Source organism: Huijunlia imazamoxiresistens, assembly GCF_037132455.1.
GTDB classification, from domain to species: Bacteria; Bacteroidota; Bacteroidia; order Chitinophagales; family Chitinophagaceae; genus Flavisolibacter; species Flavisolibacter imazamoxiresistens.
Window position 1 is genome coordinate 184,464 of sequence record NZ_JBBBEI010000007.1, and the last position, 16,618, is coordinate 201,081.

Below are 16,618 nucleotides of genomic sequence, written 5' to 3' on the forward strand. Positions count from 1 at the left end.
GGCATGAGAACGTACGACGACAGCTACCGGCACAAGGGTATGAGAAGAAAACTGGTAGGGGCCATCCGCGAGAAAGGCATTTACGATCTACGGGTTCTGGCGGCGATGGAAGCCGTACCCCGTCATTTTTTTCTGGACTCGGCATTTGATGAATTAGCTTATGAAGACCGTGCTTTTCCAATAGCACAGGAACAGACCATTTCACAGCCCTACACGGTGGCGTACCAGACCCAGCTGCTGGAAGTGAAGCCCTACGAAAAGGTGCTCGAGATCGGTACCGGCAGCGCCTACCAGGCCACCGTGCTGGCCGAGATGGGCGCCCGCGTCTACACCATCGAACGGCAAAGAATGCTGTTTGACAACATCCGCAAATTCCTGTTCCTGCGCAAGTATCCCAACATTAAATTCTTTTACGGCGACGGCTACATGGGCCTGCCTGCCTATGGTCCTTTCGACAAGGTGCTGATCACTGCCGCCGCCCCCTTTGTACCGCAGAAGCTGCTGGACCAGCTGAAACCCGGCGGCATGATGGTCATCCCCTACGGCTCCGGCGCCACCCAGACCATGAAGCGCATCACCAAGCTCTACGACGGCAGCCTCGTTGCCGAAAAATACGACCAGTTCAGCTTCGTACCCATGCTGGGCGGCCGGCACGAATAAGCCCAACCAAAGCAAAATTATTCTAAGAAGGCTTTCTGGATTTTCAGAAAGCCTTCTTATTTTATGGCGGCATTCCTTTTCGGCCCGGGCAGCAGGAAATTGTTTTTGGAGATTTCCGTGCCTAAAGGGGATATAATTTCTGGTGCCTATCTTTAGCCGCAGATCAGTTTCGTAAACCATTAAAAACCAGTCCCTGCCGGCCAGGGGGCTCCCGGAGTCCCGCCCGCGGAGGGGTTGGGGAGGCCCTTTATGCGCATCATCTTCTTTATCCTTTCCGCCCTGGTCACTTCCGGGCTGATCATCGCCCTCAACTTCAAATGGGGCAAGACGCCACCGCTGGGCAAGTTCCTCAGCCCCCAGCAGGGCTTTTGGCAGAATGCCGAACCCCTGGACGCCGACTTCGGCGGCGACCTGTCGCTGCCGGGACTGAAAGGTCCCGTGAACGTGTACTTCGACGACCGCCTGGTGCCGCATGTGTTTGCCCGTGAGGAAGCCGACGCCTATTTCGTCCAGGGCTACCTGCACGCCAAATTCCGCCTCTGGCAGATGGAGTTCCAGACCCGCGCCGCCGCCGGCCGGGTGAGCGAGGTGCTGGGAGCCGACGAACGCTTCCTGCGCTTCGACCGCGAGCAGCGCCGCATGGGCATGGTGTTCGGGGCCGAAAACTCCCTGGGGGCCATGGAAGCCGACAGCAGCTCCAAACCGTATTTCGATGCCTACTCCGCCGGCGTCAACGCCTACATCGCCACCCTTACCGAAAGCACCCTGCCCCTGGAATACAAGCTGCTCGACTACCAGCCCGAAAAATGGAACAACCTCAAAATTGCCCTTTTCCAGATGCAGATGACCAAGGTGCTGGCCGGCTTCGACCGCGACCTGGAATTCACCGGCCTGAAATCCCTTTTTTCGGAAAAGGAAATGAACCTGCTGTTCCCGCAGGCCCCCGATTCGCTGGCCCCCATCGTGCCCAAAGGCACCGCCTTTGCCCCGCCCTCCCTGCACCCGGTAAAGCCCGCCACGGCCGATTCGCTCTATTTTAAAATCAAAAAAGATACTACGGCGGTGAAGGCCGTGCCCCTGCATAAGCCCGACCGCAGCAACGGCAGCAACAACTGGGCGGTCAGTGGGAAAAAGACCCGCAGCGGCGCGCCCATCCTCTGCAACGACCCCCACCTGGAGCTGTCCCTGCCCTCCATCTGGTACGAAATGCAGCTGAGCACGCCCACCATGAACGCCTACGGCGCCTCCTTCCCGGGCGCGCCCTCCATCATCATCGGCTTCAACGACAGCCTGGCCTTCGGCTTTACCAACGCCCAGCGCGACGTAAAGGACTACTATGCCGTCCGCTTTAAGGACGCCTCCCGCAAGGAATACTGGTTCGACGGCCAGTGGCGCCCGGCCCAACTGCGGGTGGAGGAAATCAGGGTGCGCAACGCCCTGCCGGTAAAAGACACCGTCGCCTACACCCTCTTCGGCCCGGTGATCCAGGACGCCAGCTTCCGGAAGGACAGCGCCTACGACGGCGCCATCGCCCTGCGGTGGGTGGCTCACGACACGGCCAACGACGCGGCCATGTGGTTCCGCCTCAACCGGGCAAAGAATTATGCAAACTACCTCAATGCCATCCGCCGCTTCGCCGCCCCGGGGCAGAACATGCTGGTGGCCACCAAGTCGGGCGATATCGCCCTCTGGCAGCAGGCCAAGTTCCCCGCCCGCTGGAAGGGGCAGGGGCTGTACGTGATGCCGGGCGAGGACAGCAGCTACATGTGGCAGGGCTATATCCCCTGGACCGAAAACCCCCACGTGATCAACCCCGCCGAAGGCTTTATCCAGAGCGCCAACCAGCGCCCCGTGGACACTACCTATCCCTACTTTATCCCGGGCAACTACCTCAACCCCCGCGGCTTTACCCTCCACCGCCGCCTGCAACAAATGCAGGACATCACCCCTTCGGCCATGATGGCCCTCCAGAACGATTACTACAACCGCCTGGCGGCCGAGGCCGTGCCCCTGCTGCTGAAATATGTAAACGAAAAAAGCCTCAACGCTACCGAGCAATCCTTCCTGTCGGAAGTCAAAAAATGGAACTTCCTGGCCGCCCGGGAATCGCCGGCCATGACCACCTACCAAACCTGGATGGACAGCCTGATGGTGGGCCTGTGGCAGGACGACTTCAGCCGGGAGGGCCATAAGCCCACCGTTTTCCCCGACGACAATACCACGGTGGAGCTGCTGCTGAAGGATTCCGCCCTGGAATACATCGACGACCGTAATACGCCCGGCAAGGAAACGCTGGAGCAGTTGGTGTCCCGCTCGTTCCGCAAGGCGGTGGGCGCCCTGCAGGGCGAAAAGGACCGGCGGTGGTGGAAACACAAGAACCCCACGATCTACCACCTGCTGCGTACCTCCGTGCTGCCCTTTGCCCGTACGGACCTGAAGGTGGGCGGGGCATCGCAGGCGATTAATGCCATGAAGGTCAGCCATGGCCCCAGCTGGCGCATGATCGTGCACCTGACCACGCCTACCGAAGCCTATGGCGTGTATCCCGGCGGGCAGAGCGGCAACCCCGGCAGCCGGTTCTACGATTCGTTCGTGGACCAATGGGCCTCGGGCAAGTACTACCCGCTCTGGCTGATGAAAGAAAGCGAGGCGGCGGACCAGCGGGTAAAATGGAAACTGGCCCTCCGGGCCTCCTAAAGTTTAAAACAATAAAATCATTGAAAATGATCAAAATTATTCCTGCCATCCTGCTGATCGCCTTGCTCAGCTTTTTTGCCGGCCTGTACTTTCCCTGGTGGAGCCTGGCGCCGGTAGCCTTTGCGGTGGCCCTGCTGCTGCGGCCTGCGCCCCTGTGGGCCTTTGTTTCGGGCTTTGCCGGCGTGTTCCTGCTGTGGAGCATCCTGGCGGGGTGGATCGACGCCCAGAACGACAGCCTGTTGTCGCGGAAGGTGGCCCAGCTGTTTTCACTCGGGCCTTCGTCCCTCCTGCTGATCCTGGTCACCGCCCTGGTGGGCGGACTGGTCGGCGGCTTTGCCGCCCTTACGGGCAGCCTGCTGTTGCCCCGCCCGCCGGCGCCCGCCCGGGAAAAGAAACGCCTGAGGCTGCGCACCGCCCAAAAAGCTGATGCATAACAGGTAAGGGTAAACGAAAAGGTCAAACTCGTTATCTTCGTGGTTCCCTAACCAAATATTATTGTATGGCTTTGAGTGCTTCAACCCTTCAGCCCGTGGCGCCCGCACCAGCGTCGCAACCCGCCGCCTCCGGCGGCAACGGCCTGGCCGCTTCCATTTTAGGTCTCCTGATGTTATCGATGATGGCCGGCACCGCCAGCCGCCGCCAACTGCGCCAGCTCCAGCGCAAAATGACCTGGATGCTGGTCAAAGAGAAAGTCCGTTCCGCCTTTTCCGGCGCCGCGCGGGCTTCCGAACGCAAGGTGCTGATCTATATCCTGCTGGGCATCGCCCTGCTGATCCTGGTCATTTATTATCCCATTGCCGCCCTGATCCTGGCCATCGTAGCCCTGGTGCTGCTGCTGACCGGTAACCTATAGAAAGTAGTTAATTGGTTAATTGGTTAATTGGGCTTCCCCAGCGGATTGTTTCCGCTTATTTAGGGTGTTCTGCCTGTCCCAATTAACCAATTAACCAATTGACCAATTCCCAACATTCACAATTCCTTTCCCCAACTCAGCTTACCTTTGCCGTTCGAAATTTTGTTCACACTGTAAGTGGCCGGGCAAATTGCACAGCCGTCGCGCCGGGGGCGCGGCGATCTTAAAATTTCAATTATGGCATTATTACACAACCGTATCTCTCAAAAGGAGCTGAAACAGCGTTTGCTGGAGGAAACCGAGCCCCGCACAACGATCTCTTTTTACCAGTATTTTCCCATCAATGACCCGAAAGCTTTCCGGGACTTTTTATTTCAACACTTATTCGAGCTGAAGGTATTCGGCCGCATCTACGTGGCGGCGGAAGGCATCAATGCCCAGGTAAGCGTGCCCTCGGGGAATTTCGAGGCCCTGAAAAGCTTCCTGTATTCTGTGGAGCCGCTGAATGGCCTGCGCCTGAATGTGGCGGTGGACGACGACGGCAAATCCTTCTGGGTGCTGAAGATCAAGGTGCGGGATAAGATCGTTGCCGACGGCATCGACGACCCTTCCTTTGACATGAGCCGCAAGGGCAAGTATGTCTCCGCCGAGCAGTTCAACCAGCTGACCGAAGACCCCGAGACCATCGTGGTGGACATGCGCAACCATTATGAGTTCGAGGTAGGGCATTTTGATAAGGCCATTGAAGTGCCGTCCGATACCTTCCGCGACCAGCTGCCCATGGCCGCCGGCATGCTGGAGGGCGACAAGGACAAGAACATTATTATGTATTGCACCGGCGGCATCCGCTGCGAAAAGGCCAGCGCCTACATGCTGCACCAGGGCTTTAAGAACGTATACCACCTGGAAGGCGGCATCATCCATTACGCCAACCAGGCAAGGGAAAAGGGCCTGCCCAATAAATTCCGGGGCAAGAACTTCGTCTTTGACAACCGCCTGGGCGAGCGCATTACCGATGAGATCATTTCCAAATGCCACCAGTGCGGCCAGCCTGCCGATACGCATGTGAACTGCATCAACGAGGCCTGCCACCTGCTGTTTATCCAGTGCGACGCCTGCCGCGAAAAGCATGAAAACTGCTGCAGCAAGGCGTGCCAGGACTTTATCCACCTGCCCGAGGACGAGCAGAAAGAGCGGCGAAAAGGAGTGGAGAAAGAACGCAATATCTTCAATAAATCCCGGGCCCGCCTGCGGCCCAAACTGACCGAACTGAACAAAGGCGCCGATTAGGCGCCTTTGTTTTTGAAGGGCGGTCCCCCTAATTCCCAATTAACCAATTAACAAATTAACCAATTCCCCATCACCACTGCACCCGGTACAGGACATCGGGGAAAAAGCCCAGCTGGTACACATTGCCCACCGTTCCCTTGGCGGCGTTGTAGCGGCGCAGGAAGATGTTCTTGCGGTTGGTTACGTTCTGGATGTCGAGGTAGAAGGTTTGGGTGAGGCGGCGCTTTTTGCTGTTGGTGCGCCAGCCGGCCTTTGTGTCCCAGCGGAAGTAGCCTTCCAGCTGCTGGCTGTTGTAGCGGCTTTCGTCAAAGATCTCCTTGCCGGCGGCGCGGGAGGCGGCGGCATCCACCGGCGTTTCGTAGCGGCCGCCCACGGTGCTCAGGCGGGTGTCGAAGGTGAGGGCGTTGTTCTGCCCGATCTTCCATTCCTTGCCCGCCAGCACGTTCAGCACGCGGCCGTAGTTGAAGGCCGTGTTGCGCTCCACCCCGTCGCTGCCCTTGTAGCGCGAGTCGAACAGCGAGGCCGTCACCAGCAGGTAGTAGCCGCGGCTCAGGAATTTCTCCAGCGTGAACTCCAGGCCGGTATTGGTGCCCGTGCCGCTGTTGACCAGGTTCGTCTTGTCGGGGAAGGTAAAGTTGTTGCCGGCGTTGAGCATACTGAAGCCGCTGGGCGTCCGTTCCACCGGCACGCGGAAGAGCTGCTGGTGGTAGGCTTCGGTCTTCAGCCGCCAGTCGGTGCCGAACCGTTTTTCATAGCCCAGCACGAAGTGGTGGGCCCGGGTAAAGCCCAGGTCGCGGTTGGAGCGGTTGACGGCGCCCCAGGCGTCGGTTTGCTGGTACAGGTACACCGGTATCGGCTGCATCTGGGCGTGGAGGCCGTAGCTGGCATAAAGGCTGTTGCGGGGGTTGAGCTGGTAGGCGGCCGAGGCCCGGGGCTCCACGGAGGTGGACCCGTTGAAGGTCAGCCACATGCCGTGCAGGCCGGCGGTCAGCGACAGCCGGTCGCTGTGGTTGTATTTGGCCTGGCCGAAGCCCTGCAGCAGGGTAAAGCCGTTGTCGTAGTCGCGGAGGGTGCGGAAAGGGGCGGCAGCGGTCTGGCCTTCGCGGTCGCGCACCGTGCTGGCCAGGCCGTAGCGTTCGGCCGTACCGCCGGCCCGCCACGACAGCCGGGCGCTTTCCTTCGAATTGATATAGGACGCCAGGCGCAGGGTGCGGGTGCTGTTATCTGCCGTGATCATTTCCCAGCGGTCGTGGTAGGGCGGCACCGGCAGGGGGTACTGGTAGGCATTGTAGCGGCTGTTTTCCTGGCTGTACGAAGCCACCGTCTTCACATAGGCCTTGCCGCTGATGTCCAGGATATGTTTGGCGCCGAACACCGAAAAGTTGTTGCGGTTGTAGGCATCCTGGTCGGGACGGGAGTAGAAGTCGGTGGAGTCCAGCTCGCTGCCGATAAAGTTGACGGTGCTGAACCCGCCCATGCCGTAGAGGTTCCATTTGCCCCAGCCGCCTTTGGCAAAGGACAGGTTGTACACCCAGTCCTGGTATTTGGGAACGGCCTTGGTGCCGATGTTGATGCCGGCCTTCTGGGCCAGCTGGGCAAAGGAGTAGCGGTAGCCCGCGAGGTAGCTGCCGCCTTTCTTTTTGCCCGGCAGGGGGCCTTCCAGCAGGGCTTCCAGGCCGCTGAAGGCCTGCAGCTGCAGGGTGCGTTCGTGGCGGTCGCTGTTGCCGTTGCGGAACTGGATGTCGAAGACGGCGGCGGTGGCGTTGCCGAATTCGGCGGGGAAGGCGCCGGTCAGGAAGTCGGAGGTCTTCAGGGCGTTGGTGTTCAGGGCGGTGACGGGGCCGCCGGTGGTGCCCAGCAGCGCATAGTGGTTGGGGTTAGCCGAAGGGATACCTTCCACCCGCCACAGCACGCCGGAGGGAGAGTTGCCCCGCACCACGATATCGTTGCGCGAGTCGTCGCTGGAAACGACGCCGGCAAAGTTGCTCACCATCTTGCTGGGATCGTTGCGGCCGCCGGAGAAGCGCAGCACTTCGTCCATGTTGAAGGAGCGGCTGCTGGCCACGGCATATTCATTTGCGGCGGCACCCTTACGGGGACGGGCAGCCGTAATGGTCACTTCCTGCAGGCCGGTGACTTTCTGGTCCAGGCCGATCTCGAGGACGACTTCCTTGCCTGCCGTTACGAGGATCTCGGGGATCACGGCTTCGCGGTAGCCCGAAAAGTTCACGGCCAGGCGCTGGCGGCCCAGGGGCACGCCCGCCAGGGCAAAGCGGCCTTCGGCATTGGTAAGGGTGGCAAGAGCGGTTCCCTGCAGGGAAACAGTAGCTCCCTGCAGGGGCTTTTCGGAAGCCCGGTCCAGCACCAGCCCTTTTACGGTCTGGCTTTGCTGTGCCTGCAGGGAGCGGTTACTAAAAAATAATAAGAAGGAGAGAAGAAGCAGTACGCCGGTCTGTTGGTTCATGATCATCCATTTGGTTGAGGTCATCAGTCAGGCCGGCGAAGATCGCACATATGTGTTAAATCCTCACTTTAAATATTTATCAACTGCGGCATTGATCCGTGCCACGGTTTCCTGGTCGTCCAGGTCTTCGGGGCGGAACGGTTCGCCCACTACGCGCTCGTACAGCTCGATGTAGCGTTTCGAAATGGTGTTCACCCATTCGTCGGTCATTTCCGGAACGACTTGTCCTTCCTTGCCCATGAATTCATTTTCGATCAGCCATTCCCGTACGAACTCCTTGCTCAGCTGCTTTTGCTTTTCGCCCGTTTGCTGGCGCTCTTCGAAGCCGTCGGCATAGAAATAACGCGAGGAGTCGGGGGTATGGATCTCGTCCATCAGCACGATGGCGTCGTAGCGCTTGCCGAATTCGTACTTGGTATCGGCGAGGATCAGGCCCTGGCGGGCCGCCATTTCGCGCCCTTTGGCAAACAGGGCCAGGGCATAGCTTTCGATCTGCTTCCATTCGGCTTCGCTCACCAGTCCCTGTTCGAGGATCTGCGCCACGCTGATGTCTTCGTCGTGGCCTTCAGAGGCTTTGGTGGTAGGGGTGATGATGGGCTGGGGGAAGAAGTCGTTTTCTTTCAGGCCGTCGGGCATCAGCTCGCCGCAAAGGAAGCGCTGGCCGCTGCTGTAGGTACGCCAGGCATGGCCGCAGAGGCTGCCGCGTACCACCACTTCCACTTTGAAGGGTTCGCACCTGTAGCCGATGGAGGCATTGGGCGCCGGCACGTCGAGCAGCCAGTTGGGACAAATGTCCCGGGTGTGGTGCAGCATGTAGGCGGCGATCTGGTTCAGCACCTGTCCCTTGTAGGGGATCGGCCGCGGAAGGATCACGTCGAAAGCGGAAATGCGGTTGGAGGCAACCATCACCAACAGGTCGTTGGGCAGGGTGTACACGTCGCGTACCTTACCCTGGTAAAAATTGAGTTGACCGGGAAATTGAAATGAAGACATGCCCGAAAGTAGGATAAAATAAGAAAACCGTGGGGAGGAACCGGCAATTCGGCAATTGGTGCATGGGTTCATGGGGGATTTGGGCGTCATAGCGAACAGGTGAAATTTTTCTGTTGGATTTATTCAATTATTTTAACATTGCTTTTGGAATTAACTTTTACATTAATCGACTTATTCATTAAACCGAATTCCATGGGAAAAAATCTACGCACCCTGGCGACCCTGCTTGTCGGCTCGCTTATTTCTGTTAGCGCGCATGCACAGGCGGTCCGCATAACCGGCACGGTCACCAACCGTTCCACGCATGAATCCGTTCCGGCCATTTCCATTGTCGTCAAAGGCGGCAGCAACGGCACCTTTTCCAATGAAAAAGGCGCCTTCTCCGTTCAGGCGTCCGCCCTGCCGGTAACGCTGGTGTTTTCCTCCGTGGGCTACGAAACCAAGGAAGTGGTGGTGACTTCCGACGCCTCCCTGTCCGTGGAGCTGGAGCCGGGCTTTTCGCTGGGCCAGGAAGTGATCGTGGCCGCCAGCCGCAGCATGGAGCGGGCCCTGGAATCGCCGGTAACGGTGGAACGCATGAGCGGTCCCGCCCTGCGCAACCTGCCGGCCCCCACCTATTACGAAGGCATCGCCAACCTCAAAGGGGTGGACATGCATACCGCCAGCCTTACCTTCCGCACCGTTACCACCCGCGGCTTTATCGTCAGCGGCAACAACCGCCTGAACCAACTGGTGGACGGCATGGACAACCAGGCGCCGGGGCTGAACTTTGCCGTAGGCAACATTGCCGGCCTGACCGAGCTGGACGCCGACAACGTGGAACTGCTGGCAGGCGCCTCCTCCGCCCTCTACGGGTCGGGCGGCATGAACGGCACCCTGCTTATCAACAGTAAAAACCCCTTTAAATACCAGGGCCTGAGCGCCCAGGTGAAACAGGGCGTCATGCACCTGAACGACCCCTCGGGCAAGGGCGCCACGCCTTTTTATAACGCCTCCATCCGCTACGCCCGGGCCTTCAAGGACAAGTTCGCCTTCAAGATCGCCGGTGAATTCGTCAAGGCCGACGACTGGCAGGCCTACGACAGCAGCAACGTACGCCGCGCCAACATCATCAGCAACATCAAGGACGGCAACCGCCAGACCGACCCCAACTTCGATGGCGTGAATATCTACGGCGATGAAACCTCCGCCAACATGTCCGCCGTAGCCATGGCGGTACGGGAGCAGACGAGGCAGGGGATCCTGGCCCAGGGCGGTCCCGACATCGTGGCCCTGATGAACGGCCAGCTGCCCGCCAACGCCACCCCGGCCCAGGTAGGCGCGTTCATCAACTCGCTGCCGGCCCCGCTGCGCCCCGCCGTCACCAACCTGGTTCCTTTTTATTTCGGGCTGCGCAACGGCATCATTCCCAACCAGAACGTTTCCCGCACCGGCTATGCCGAAAGGGACCTGGTGGACTACGGCACCCTGAACGTCAAGGGCACCGCCGGCATCTTTTACAAGATCAATCCCAACCTCGAAGCTTCCTTCAACTCCTACCTGGGCACCGGCACCACCGTGTATACCGGTACCGACCGCTATTCGCTGAATAATTTCAGAATATCCCAGCACAAGCTGGAGCTGAAGGCGACCAACTGGTTTGTCCGCGGCTACACCACCCAGGAAAATGCCGGCGACTCGTACAACGCCACCGCCCTGGGCCGCCTGGTCAATGAAGCCTGGAAGGGAAGCACCGCCTGGTACCCGCAATACACAGGCGCTTTCGTTGCCGCCCGTGCTGCCGGCCAGACCGAGGCGCAGGCCCATGCCGCCGCCCGCACCTATGCCGACCAGGGCCGGGTAACGCCGGGAACCGACCGCTTCAACCAGATCGCCGACTCCCTGAAAAAAGTGCCCATTCCCAATGGCGCCCGCTTCCTGGACAAGTCGGACCTGTGGGCCGCCGAGGCGCAGCTGAACTTTTCGGAAGCCTTTAACTTTTCGTCCCTCCTCGATGTGCTGGGGGGCGTGCAATGGAAGAACTACGTGCTGAATTCGCAAGGCACCCTGTTCGCCGATACCGCCGGCAAGATCGGTATCCACGAATACGGCGGCTACCTGCAGCTGCGCAAAAAGCTGTTCAGCGACGTGCTGACCCTGACCGCCGCCGGCCGCTACGACAAGCATACCAATTTCAAGGGCCGCTTTACCCCCCGCCTGACCGCCGTGGTGAAGGTGGCGAAGGACAACAACCTCCGCTTCTCCTACCAGGTAGGCTACCGCTTCCCCACCAACCGCGACCAGTACATCAACCTGGCCACCAGCTCGGTAACGCTGATCGGCGGGCTGCCCGAATTCCAGGACTACTACAACCTGAACACCAACAAGGGCTACACCGCGGAAAGCATCGATACCTTCCGCCGCACTGGCAACGCCGCCGCCCTGAAGCAGTATACCTATAAGGAGATGAAGCCCGAAACCGTGACCACCTATGAAGCCGGTTACAAGGGCCTGATCGGCGACAAGCTGCTGCTGGACGCTTATGGTTATTACAGCGTGAACGTGGACTTTATCGGCGTGATCGCCGTAGGCCAGGCCCAGACCGGCCAGCCTGCCGCCCTGCTCAACCCGGCCACCACCAACAACTTTGCCTATCCGCAAAACAGCGAGCAGAATGTGAAAACCTATGGCTGGGGCGCCAGCCTCGAGTACCAGCTGCCGCAGCAATTTATCCTGTCGGGCAACGTCTACTCCGACAGGCTGCGCGATGTGCCGGCCGGCTACGCCACCTTCTTCAATGCGCCCAAATACCGCTTCAACGCGGGCCTGCGCAACGAGAACATTTATAAAAACATTGGCGTGAACCTGGTGTACAAATGGCAGGATGAAAACCAGTATGAAGGCACCTTCGTTTCCGGCACCCTGCCCTCCTTCGGCTGGCTGGACGCCCAGGTATCCTTCAAGCTGCCCCAATCCAAAGTCCTCTTCCGCCTGGGCGGCACCAACCTCCTGAACAACTACCAGCGCACCGGCTTCGGCTCGCCCTATGTCGGAGGGTTGTATTATGCCTCTGTAGGTTATAATGTTTTTTGAAGAAGTTTACGGGTTTGCGAGTTCCATGGAAGATCGAAGAAACTACAAAAGTCTTCAAGACTTTTGTAGTTTGGCCCTCCTTCAGGCTTTCCCCTCCGGAGTTACGCCAACTCGTAAACTTGTAAACTCGTAAACAAAAAAAAGTCCCGGTTCATCAGAACCGGGACTTTTTTTTATTGGGTACTCTGCGTTAAAAGCTATTAGCCGAAGATGCCGCCTTTTCTCAGAGCGCGAACGCCTTCACCGATCTTGAAACCGTTTTGATAGATTTCGATCTTGTAGTCGCCGGTCTGGAAGTCATCCTGTTTCAGGGGAACCTGCACGGTTTTGCGGGTACCTTGTTCGTAGTTCAGGGTAGTTTTAAAAGTAAAGGGCTTGTCGCCTTCCTGGCGGGTGGTCAGGGTGCCGGAACCCAGGGAGGGGTCGGAGATCACCTGTCCGTTGGGAGCGGTTACGATCACGTACATGTCGGCGGGACCGCTGCGGGCAATACGGTTTTCCACGTCAAAAGAGATCAGCAGCTTGTCCACACGTTTGGCCTTGGTGGTTTCTCTTTCCTTGCCTCTTCTTCTTTCGTCGATCGGTTTGATGGCGAAGTTGGAAGCGGAGAAGGTGGAGGCTACGTCCACGGTGGAAGCCAGTTCTTCTTTTTCAGAAGTAGTGGTTTGGAGGTTCGATTCGAGCACGGTTTTCTCGGAGGCAAGCTGGGTGTTGGCGCTGGCCAGCTGCTGGTTTTCACCGGTCAGGCGGGCAACTTCCATTTCCAGGTTTTCGATCTTGCCGTTCATTTCGGCGATCAGCGATTTGGCTCTTGCCAGTTCGGCCTGGGAGGCGTTTTTCTTCCGGAGAATGCTGTTAATTTCGCTTTTCAGTTTTCCGATTTCTGATTGCCGGTCGCTTAACTGTCCCTGCAGGTTGTTGTTGTTGCCGGTGATGGAATCCAGGCGGGTAAGGGCGTCGTTGTACAGTAATTGTACGGAGTCACGGGAGGACATGGCAGTGTTGGCCTGTGTCTGCGACAGCTGGATCTGTTCGCCAGTCTGGTTTTTGTCATACAGAACATAGCCCCATGTACCTAAAAGACCTGCCGCTAAAACACCAATGAGGATATTTTTGGTGTTGTTGTTCCGGGGTTCAGAGCTCTGCGGATTTGCAGACGGGTAGTTTGTGTTTGCCATTATCAGATGATTTAGTTAGTTAGAGTAAATTTTTTTTCTTTCCTTGCTGAATTCGCGCTACGTTAACCGAAAACCGTGCCAGAAAGGTAATCGTCTATTTCGTCAATTTTATAAAAATCTATGTCTGCAGAAAAAATTCTCGCCGAGTTAAAGAAGAAAATATACAAACCGGTGTATTTGCTGGAAGGAGAGGAGGAGTACTACATCGATAAGGTGGTGCAGTATGCCGAGAACGAAATTCTGAGCGAAGCGGAAGCCGGCTTTAACCTGACCGTCTTTTACGGGAAGGATGCCGAATGGACCGAAGTGGTCAATGCCTGCCGGCGCTACCCTATGTTTTCCGAACGCCAGGTGGTGATCCTGAAGGAAGCCCAGGCCATGCGGAATATTGAAAAGCTGGAGGTGTATGTGGATAAACCCCTTTCCTCGACCCTGCTGTTTATCGCCTACAAGGGCAAGAAGCTGGACGGCCGCACCAAGCTGGGCAAGTACCTGAAAGAAAAAGGCGTGGTGCTGACCACCAAAAAGCTGTACGAGAACGAGTTGCCCGACTTCACCCAGCAGCTGGCGGCCTCCAAAGGCTTTACCCTCACCAGCAAGGCCCTCTTCCTGCTGATCGACCATATCGGCAACGACCTGAGCCGCCTGAACAACGAGATCGATAAGCTGGCCCTGAACCTGGCCGACCGCAAGAACATTACCGAAGATGATATCGAGCGCTACGTGGGCATCAGCAAGGAATTTAACGTTTTTGAACTGCAGCAGGCCATGGGCGCCCGCGACCTGTACAAGGCCATGCGCATCGTGCAGTATTTCGGCAGCAATCCCAAGGCGGGTCCCTTGCAACTGATCTTTCCTTCCCTGTATACGTATTTCAGTAAAGTACTGATGACGTTTGGCGTTCCGGCCCGCGACGAAAAGAGCATTGCCCAGGCCATCGGTGTACATCCCTTCTTTATGAAAGATTACCTGCAGGCAGCACAGCGCTACGGCCCCCAGGGCGTGGAGCGCAACCTGCTGCTCTTACACCAGTACAACCTGAAAAGCCTCGGCATCAACGACGCCGGCACGGACGATCACTTACTGTTGAAGGAGATGGTGGTGAAGATGATGAGCGGGATTTAGAGTTTACGAGTCTACAAGTTTACGAGTTGCTGGCGCCCGTCAGGAACTCGTAAACCCGTAAACTCGTAAACTTTTTAAAGCACAGCCAGACTATCAAGCTTGTCCTGAGAAATTTGCGCGGTAAGGGCTTCGAGGGAGTGGTATTTTTCCTGGCCGCGGAGGTATTTTTTTACCGTTACCCGGAGGATTTGGCCGTAGAGGTCGCCTTCGAAGTCGAAGAGGTTGACTTCCACTTTTTCCACCGTATCATTCAGCGTGGGGCGTTTGCCAATGCTCATCATGCCCTTGTATTGGGTGCCTCCAAGGGTGACGTAAACGGCATAAACCCCTTCGCCCAGGCGGATCTTATCGGCATCGGTATATTCGAGGTTGGCGGTGGGGTAGCCCAGCTGGCGGCCCAGCTTGTCGCCGGGTACGACGCGGCCTTCAAAGAAAAAGTCGTAGCCCAGCAGCTTGCCGGCCGTTTCCACCTGGCTGTGGTGCAGGGCCGCCCGGATCTTGGTGGAGCTGATGCCGATCTCGTCCAGGATGTGCTTGGGCACTTCCTGGAGGTGGTAGCCGAAGGTGGGCGCCTTTTCTTCCAGCAGCCGGAAGTTCCCCGTCCGGTTTTTTCCGAAGTGGTGGTCGTAGCCGATGATGATGGTATGGGGGCGGAAATGGGCGATCAGGAACTTTTCAATATAGGTTTCAGCACTCTGCTCCGAATATTCCTTGGTAAAGGGAACGATCACCAGGTGGTCGAGGCCCTTTTGCTGCAGCAGCTCGATCCGCTCCTCCAGAGAATTGATCAGTTGCAGGCTCTGGTCGGGGTGCACTACTTTGCGGGGGTGGGGATGAAAGGTAATGATCACCGATTCGCCCTGTACCCGGCGGGCCTCCTCCAGGAGGGCCGCAATGATCTTCTGGTGGCCCAGGTGGACCCCGTCGAAGGTGCCGATGGTAATGACCGCGTTCCGGAAAGAAGGTAACGACGCTAAACTGCGATGGACTTGCATACTGCCGCTAAGATAAGGGAGTTTGTAGTTTATGGTTTGTAGTTTGAAACTACAAACTAAAACTTAGCTTTGCAGCCTTAAAATCGTTACACTCATGTCTCTTTATGCAAAACGGGGAGTGTCGGCTCAGAAGGAAGAAGTGCATGCCGCCACCAAAAACATTGACAAAGGCTTGTATCCAAAAGCATTTTGTAAGATTTATCCAGATGTGCTGGGCGAGGACGAGGCATGGGTGAACGTAATGCATGCCGATGGCGCCGGCACCAAGAGCATCCTGGCCTACCTGTACTGGAAGCAGACCGGCGACGTTTCGGTCTGGAAGGGCATTGCCCAGGACGCCATCGTCATGAATACGGATGATATGATCTGCGTGGGCATCCACGACAAGCTGCTGTTTTCCTCCTCCATCGACCGCAACAAAAGCCTGATCCCCGGCGAGGTGCTGCAGGCCCTGATCGAAGGCACCCAGGAGTTTTTCGATAACGTGGCGCAGCAAGGCGTGCAGCTCACCTTCATGGGCGGCGAGACCGCCGACGTGGGCGACGTGGTACGCACCGTGGCGGTGAACGGCACCATGACCGCCCGCTGGCCAAAAGAAAAGCTCATTACCAACGAAAAGATCAAAGCCGGCAACGTGATCGTGGGACTGGCCTCCTTCGGGCAGTCCATCTATGAAAGCGAATACAACAGCGGTATCGCCTCCAACGGCCTGACCAGCGCCCGCCACGACTCCCTGGCAAAGAAATACAAGAACGAATTTCCCGAGTCCTTCGACCCCTCGCTGGCGGACGAAGTGGTGTACATTGGCAAAAACGACCTGACCGACCCGATAGCGGTGAATTTCCGCAACCAGTCGTTCCAGACCACCGTGGGCAAGCTGCTGCTGTCGCCCACCCGCACCTTCCTGCCGGTGGCCAAAAAGGTGCTGACCGAACATTTCGACGATATCTACGGCATGATCCACTGCAGCGGCGGCGGCCAGACCAAGTGCATGAAGTACGTGCCGGAGAATGTACGGATCGTGAAGGACAACCTCTTTGCCGCCCCCGAGATCTTCCACCTGATGCAGCGGAACAGCGGCGCCGACGACCGCGAAATGTACCAGGTGTTCAACATGGGCTGCCGCCTGGAGCTGTATACCCATGAAAAGGCTGCCGACAGCCTGGTAAGCATTGCCAAAAATTTCGGCATCGACGCCCAGGTGATCGGAAGGGTGGAGGAAAGCGACCGCCAGGAGCTGGTGCTGAAAGTAAATGGCGCGGAAATAAAATACGAATAGGATTTAAACAGC

Annotated in this window: 12 protein-coding genes; 8 read left to right on the forward strand and 4 right to left on the reverse strand. The window is 57.7% G+C overall.

The window, feature by feature from the left end; translation table 11 throughout:
- The first annotated feature begins 3 nt into the window (after positions 1–3).
- The 5 genes from V9K67_RS11095 (at position 4) to trhO (ending at position 5,500) form a co-directional block, all read left to right on the forward strand.
- Positions 4–660 (forward strand): protein-L-isoaspartate(D-aspartate) O-methyltransferase, encoded by a 657-nt coding sequence (locus tag V9K67_RS11095; RefSeq protein ID WP_336722366.1) that lies wholly within the window; start codon positions 4–6, stop codon positions 658–660.
- A 249-nt stretch (positions 661–909) separates the two neighbouring features.
- Complete coding sequence (locus V9K67_RS11100; protein WP_336722369.1) at positions 910–3,357, forward strand: penicillin acylase family protein; 2,448 nt, start codon at positions 910–912, stop codon at positions 3,355–3,357.
- A 26-nt stretch (positions 3,358–3,383) separates the two neighbouring features.
- Positions 3,384–3,791, forward strand: a complete 408-nt coding sequence (locus V9K67_RS11105; RefSeq protein ID WP_336722371.1) for a hypothetical protein — start codon at positions 3,384–3,386, stop codon at positions 3,789–3,791.
- A 65-nt stretch (positions 3,792–3,856) separates the two neighbouring features.
- Positions 3,857–4,210: a hypothetical protein gene (locus V9K67_RS11110; RefSeq protein ID WP_336722372.1), complete on the forward strand. Its 354-nt coding sequence runs from the start codon at positions 3,857–3,859 to the stop codon at positions 4,208–4,210.
- A 237-nt stretch (positions 4,211–4,447) separates the two neighbouring features.
- Positions 4,448–5,500, forward strand: coding sequence for an oxygen-dependent tRNA uridine(34) hydroxylase TrhO (trhO, locus tag V9K67_RS11115; RefSeq protein ID WP_336722374.1), 1,053 nt, complete (start codon positions 4,448–4,450; stop codon positions 5,498–5,500).
- 70 nt (positions 5,501–5,570) lie between these two features.
- Here the strand turns inward: trhO and V9K67_RS11120 are convergent, their stop codons facing one another.
- Positions 5,571–7,964 (reverse strand): carboxypeptidase regulatory-like domain-containing protein, encoded by a 2,394-nt coding sequence (locus V9K67_RS11120; RefSeq protein ID WP_336722377.1) that lies wholly within the window; start codon positions 7,962–7,964, stop codon positions 5,571–5,573.
- Positions 7,965–8,027: 63 nt separating this feature from the next.
- Positions 8,028–8,957, reverse strand: coding sequence for a phosphoribosylaminoimidazolesuccinocarboxamide synthase (locus tag V9K67_RS11125; protein ID WP_336722379.1), 930 nt, complete (start codon positions 8,955–8,957; stop codon positions 8,028–8,030).
- Between the two features lie 192 nt (positions 8,958–9,149).
- Between V9K67_RS11125 and V9K67_RS11130 the strand changes: the two genes are divergently transcribed.
- On the forward strand, positions 9,150–12,029 hold the full coding sequence (locus V9K67_RS11130) for a TonB-dependent receptor (protein ID WP_336722382.1): 2,880 nt from the start codon (positions 9,150–9,152) through the stop codon (positions 12,027–12,029).
- 200 nt (positions 12,030–12,229) lie between these two features.
- On the opposite strand, the gene V9K67_RS11135 is transcribed toward V9K67_RS11130, so the two are convergent.
- On the reverse strand, positions 12,230–13,207 hold the full coding sequence (locus V9K67_RS11135) for a DUF8428 domain-containing protein (protein ID WP_336722385.1): 978 nt from the start codon (positions 13,205–13,207) through the stop codon (positions 12,230–12,232).
- Positions 13,208–13,327: 120 nt separating this feature from the next.
- Here V9K67_RS11135 and holA point away from each other — a divergent pair, with 120 nt between their 5' ends.
- The gene (gene holA, locus V9K67_RS11140; protein ID WP_336722387.1) at positions 13,328–14,332 is read left to right on the forward strand and encodes a DNA polymerase III subunit delta; all 1,005 of its coding nucleotides are present in this window, start codon (positions 13,328–13,330) and stop codon (positions 14,330–14,332) included.
- Positions 14,333–14,406: 74 nt separating this feature from the next.
- Here holA and V9K67_RS11145 read toward each other — a convergent pair whose 3' ends face one another.
- Positions 14,407–15,327, reverse strand: a complete 921-nt coding sequence (locus tag V9K67_RS11145) for a bifunctional riboflavin kinase/FAD synthetase (protein WP_336722389.1) — start codon at positions 15,325–15,327, stop codon at positions 14,407–14,409.
- A gap of 94 nt (positions 15,328–15,421) precedes the next feature.
- Here V9K67_RS11145 and V9K67_RS11150 point away from each other — a divergent pair, with 94 nt between their 5' ends.
- Positions 15,422–16,606, forward strand: coding sequence for an AIR synthase related protein (locus V9K67_RS11150; protein ID WP_336722391.1), 1,185 nt, complete (start codon positions 15,422–15,424; stop codon positions 16,604–16,606).
- Positions 16,607–16,618: the final 12 nt, after the last annotated feature.

Excerpts from the sequence above, each read along its gene's own strand:
- V9K67_RS11095 (WP_336722366.1), top strand. The coding sequence starts at position 4 with ATGAGAACGTACGACGACAGCTACCGGCACAAGGGTATGAGAAGAAAA.
- V9K67_RS11145 (WP_336722389.1), bottom strand. The coding sequence starts at position 15,327 with ATGCAAGTCCATCGCAGTTTAGCGTCGTTACCTTCTTTCCGGAACGCG.
- trhO (WP_336722374.1), top strand. The coding sequence starts at position 4,448 with ATGGCATTATTACACAACCGTATCTCTCAAAAGGAGCTGAAACAGCGT.
- V9K67_RS11130 (WP_336722382.1), top strand. The coding sequence starts at position 9,150 with ATGGGAAAAAATCTACGCACCCTGGCGACCCTGCTTGTCGGCTCGCTT.
- V9K67_RS11100 (WP_336722369.1), top strand. The coding sequence starts at position 910 with ATGCGCATCATCTTCTTTATCCTTTCCGCCCTGGTCACTTCCGGGCTG.
- V9K67_RS11150 (WP_336722391.1), top strand. The coding sequence starts at position 15,422 with ATGTCTCTTTATGCAAAACGGGGAGTGTCGGCTCAGAAGGAAGAAGTG.
- V9K67_RS11120 (WP_336722377.1), bottom strand. The coding sequence starts at position 7,964 with ATGAACCAACAGACCGGCGTACTGCTTCTTCTCTCCTTCTTATTATTT.
- V9K67_RS11135 (WP_336722385.1), bottom strand. The coding sequence starts at position 13,207 with ATGGCAAACACAAACTACCCGTCTGCAAATCCGCAGAGCTCTGAACCC.
- V9K67_RS11110 (WP_336722372.1), top strand. The coding sequence starts at position 3,857 with ATGGCTTTGAGTGCTTCAACCCTTCAGCCCGTGGCGCCCGCACCAGCG.
- holA (WP_336722387.1), top strand. The coding sequence starts at position 13,328 with ATGTCTGCAGAAAAAATTCTCGCCGAGTTAAAGAAGAAAATATACAAA.
- V9K67_RS11125 (WP_336722379.1), bottom strand. The coding sequence starts at position 8,957 with ATGTCTTCATTTCAATTTCCCGGTCAACTCAATTTTTACCAGGGTAAG.
- V9K67_RS11105 (WP_336722371.1), top strand. The coding sequence starts at position 3,384 with ATGATCAAAATTATTCCTGCCATCCTGCTGATCGCCTTGCTCAGCTTT.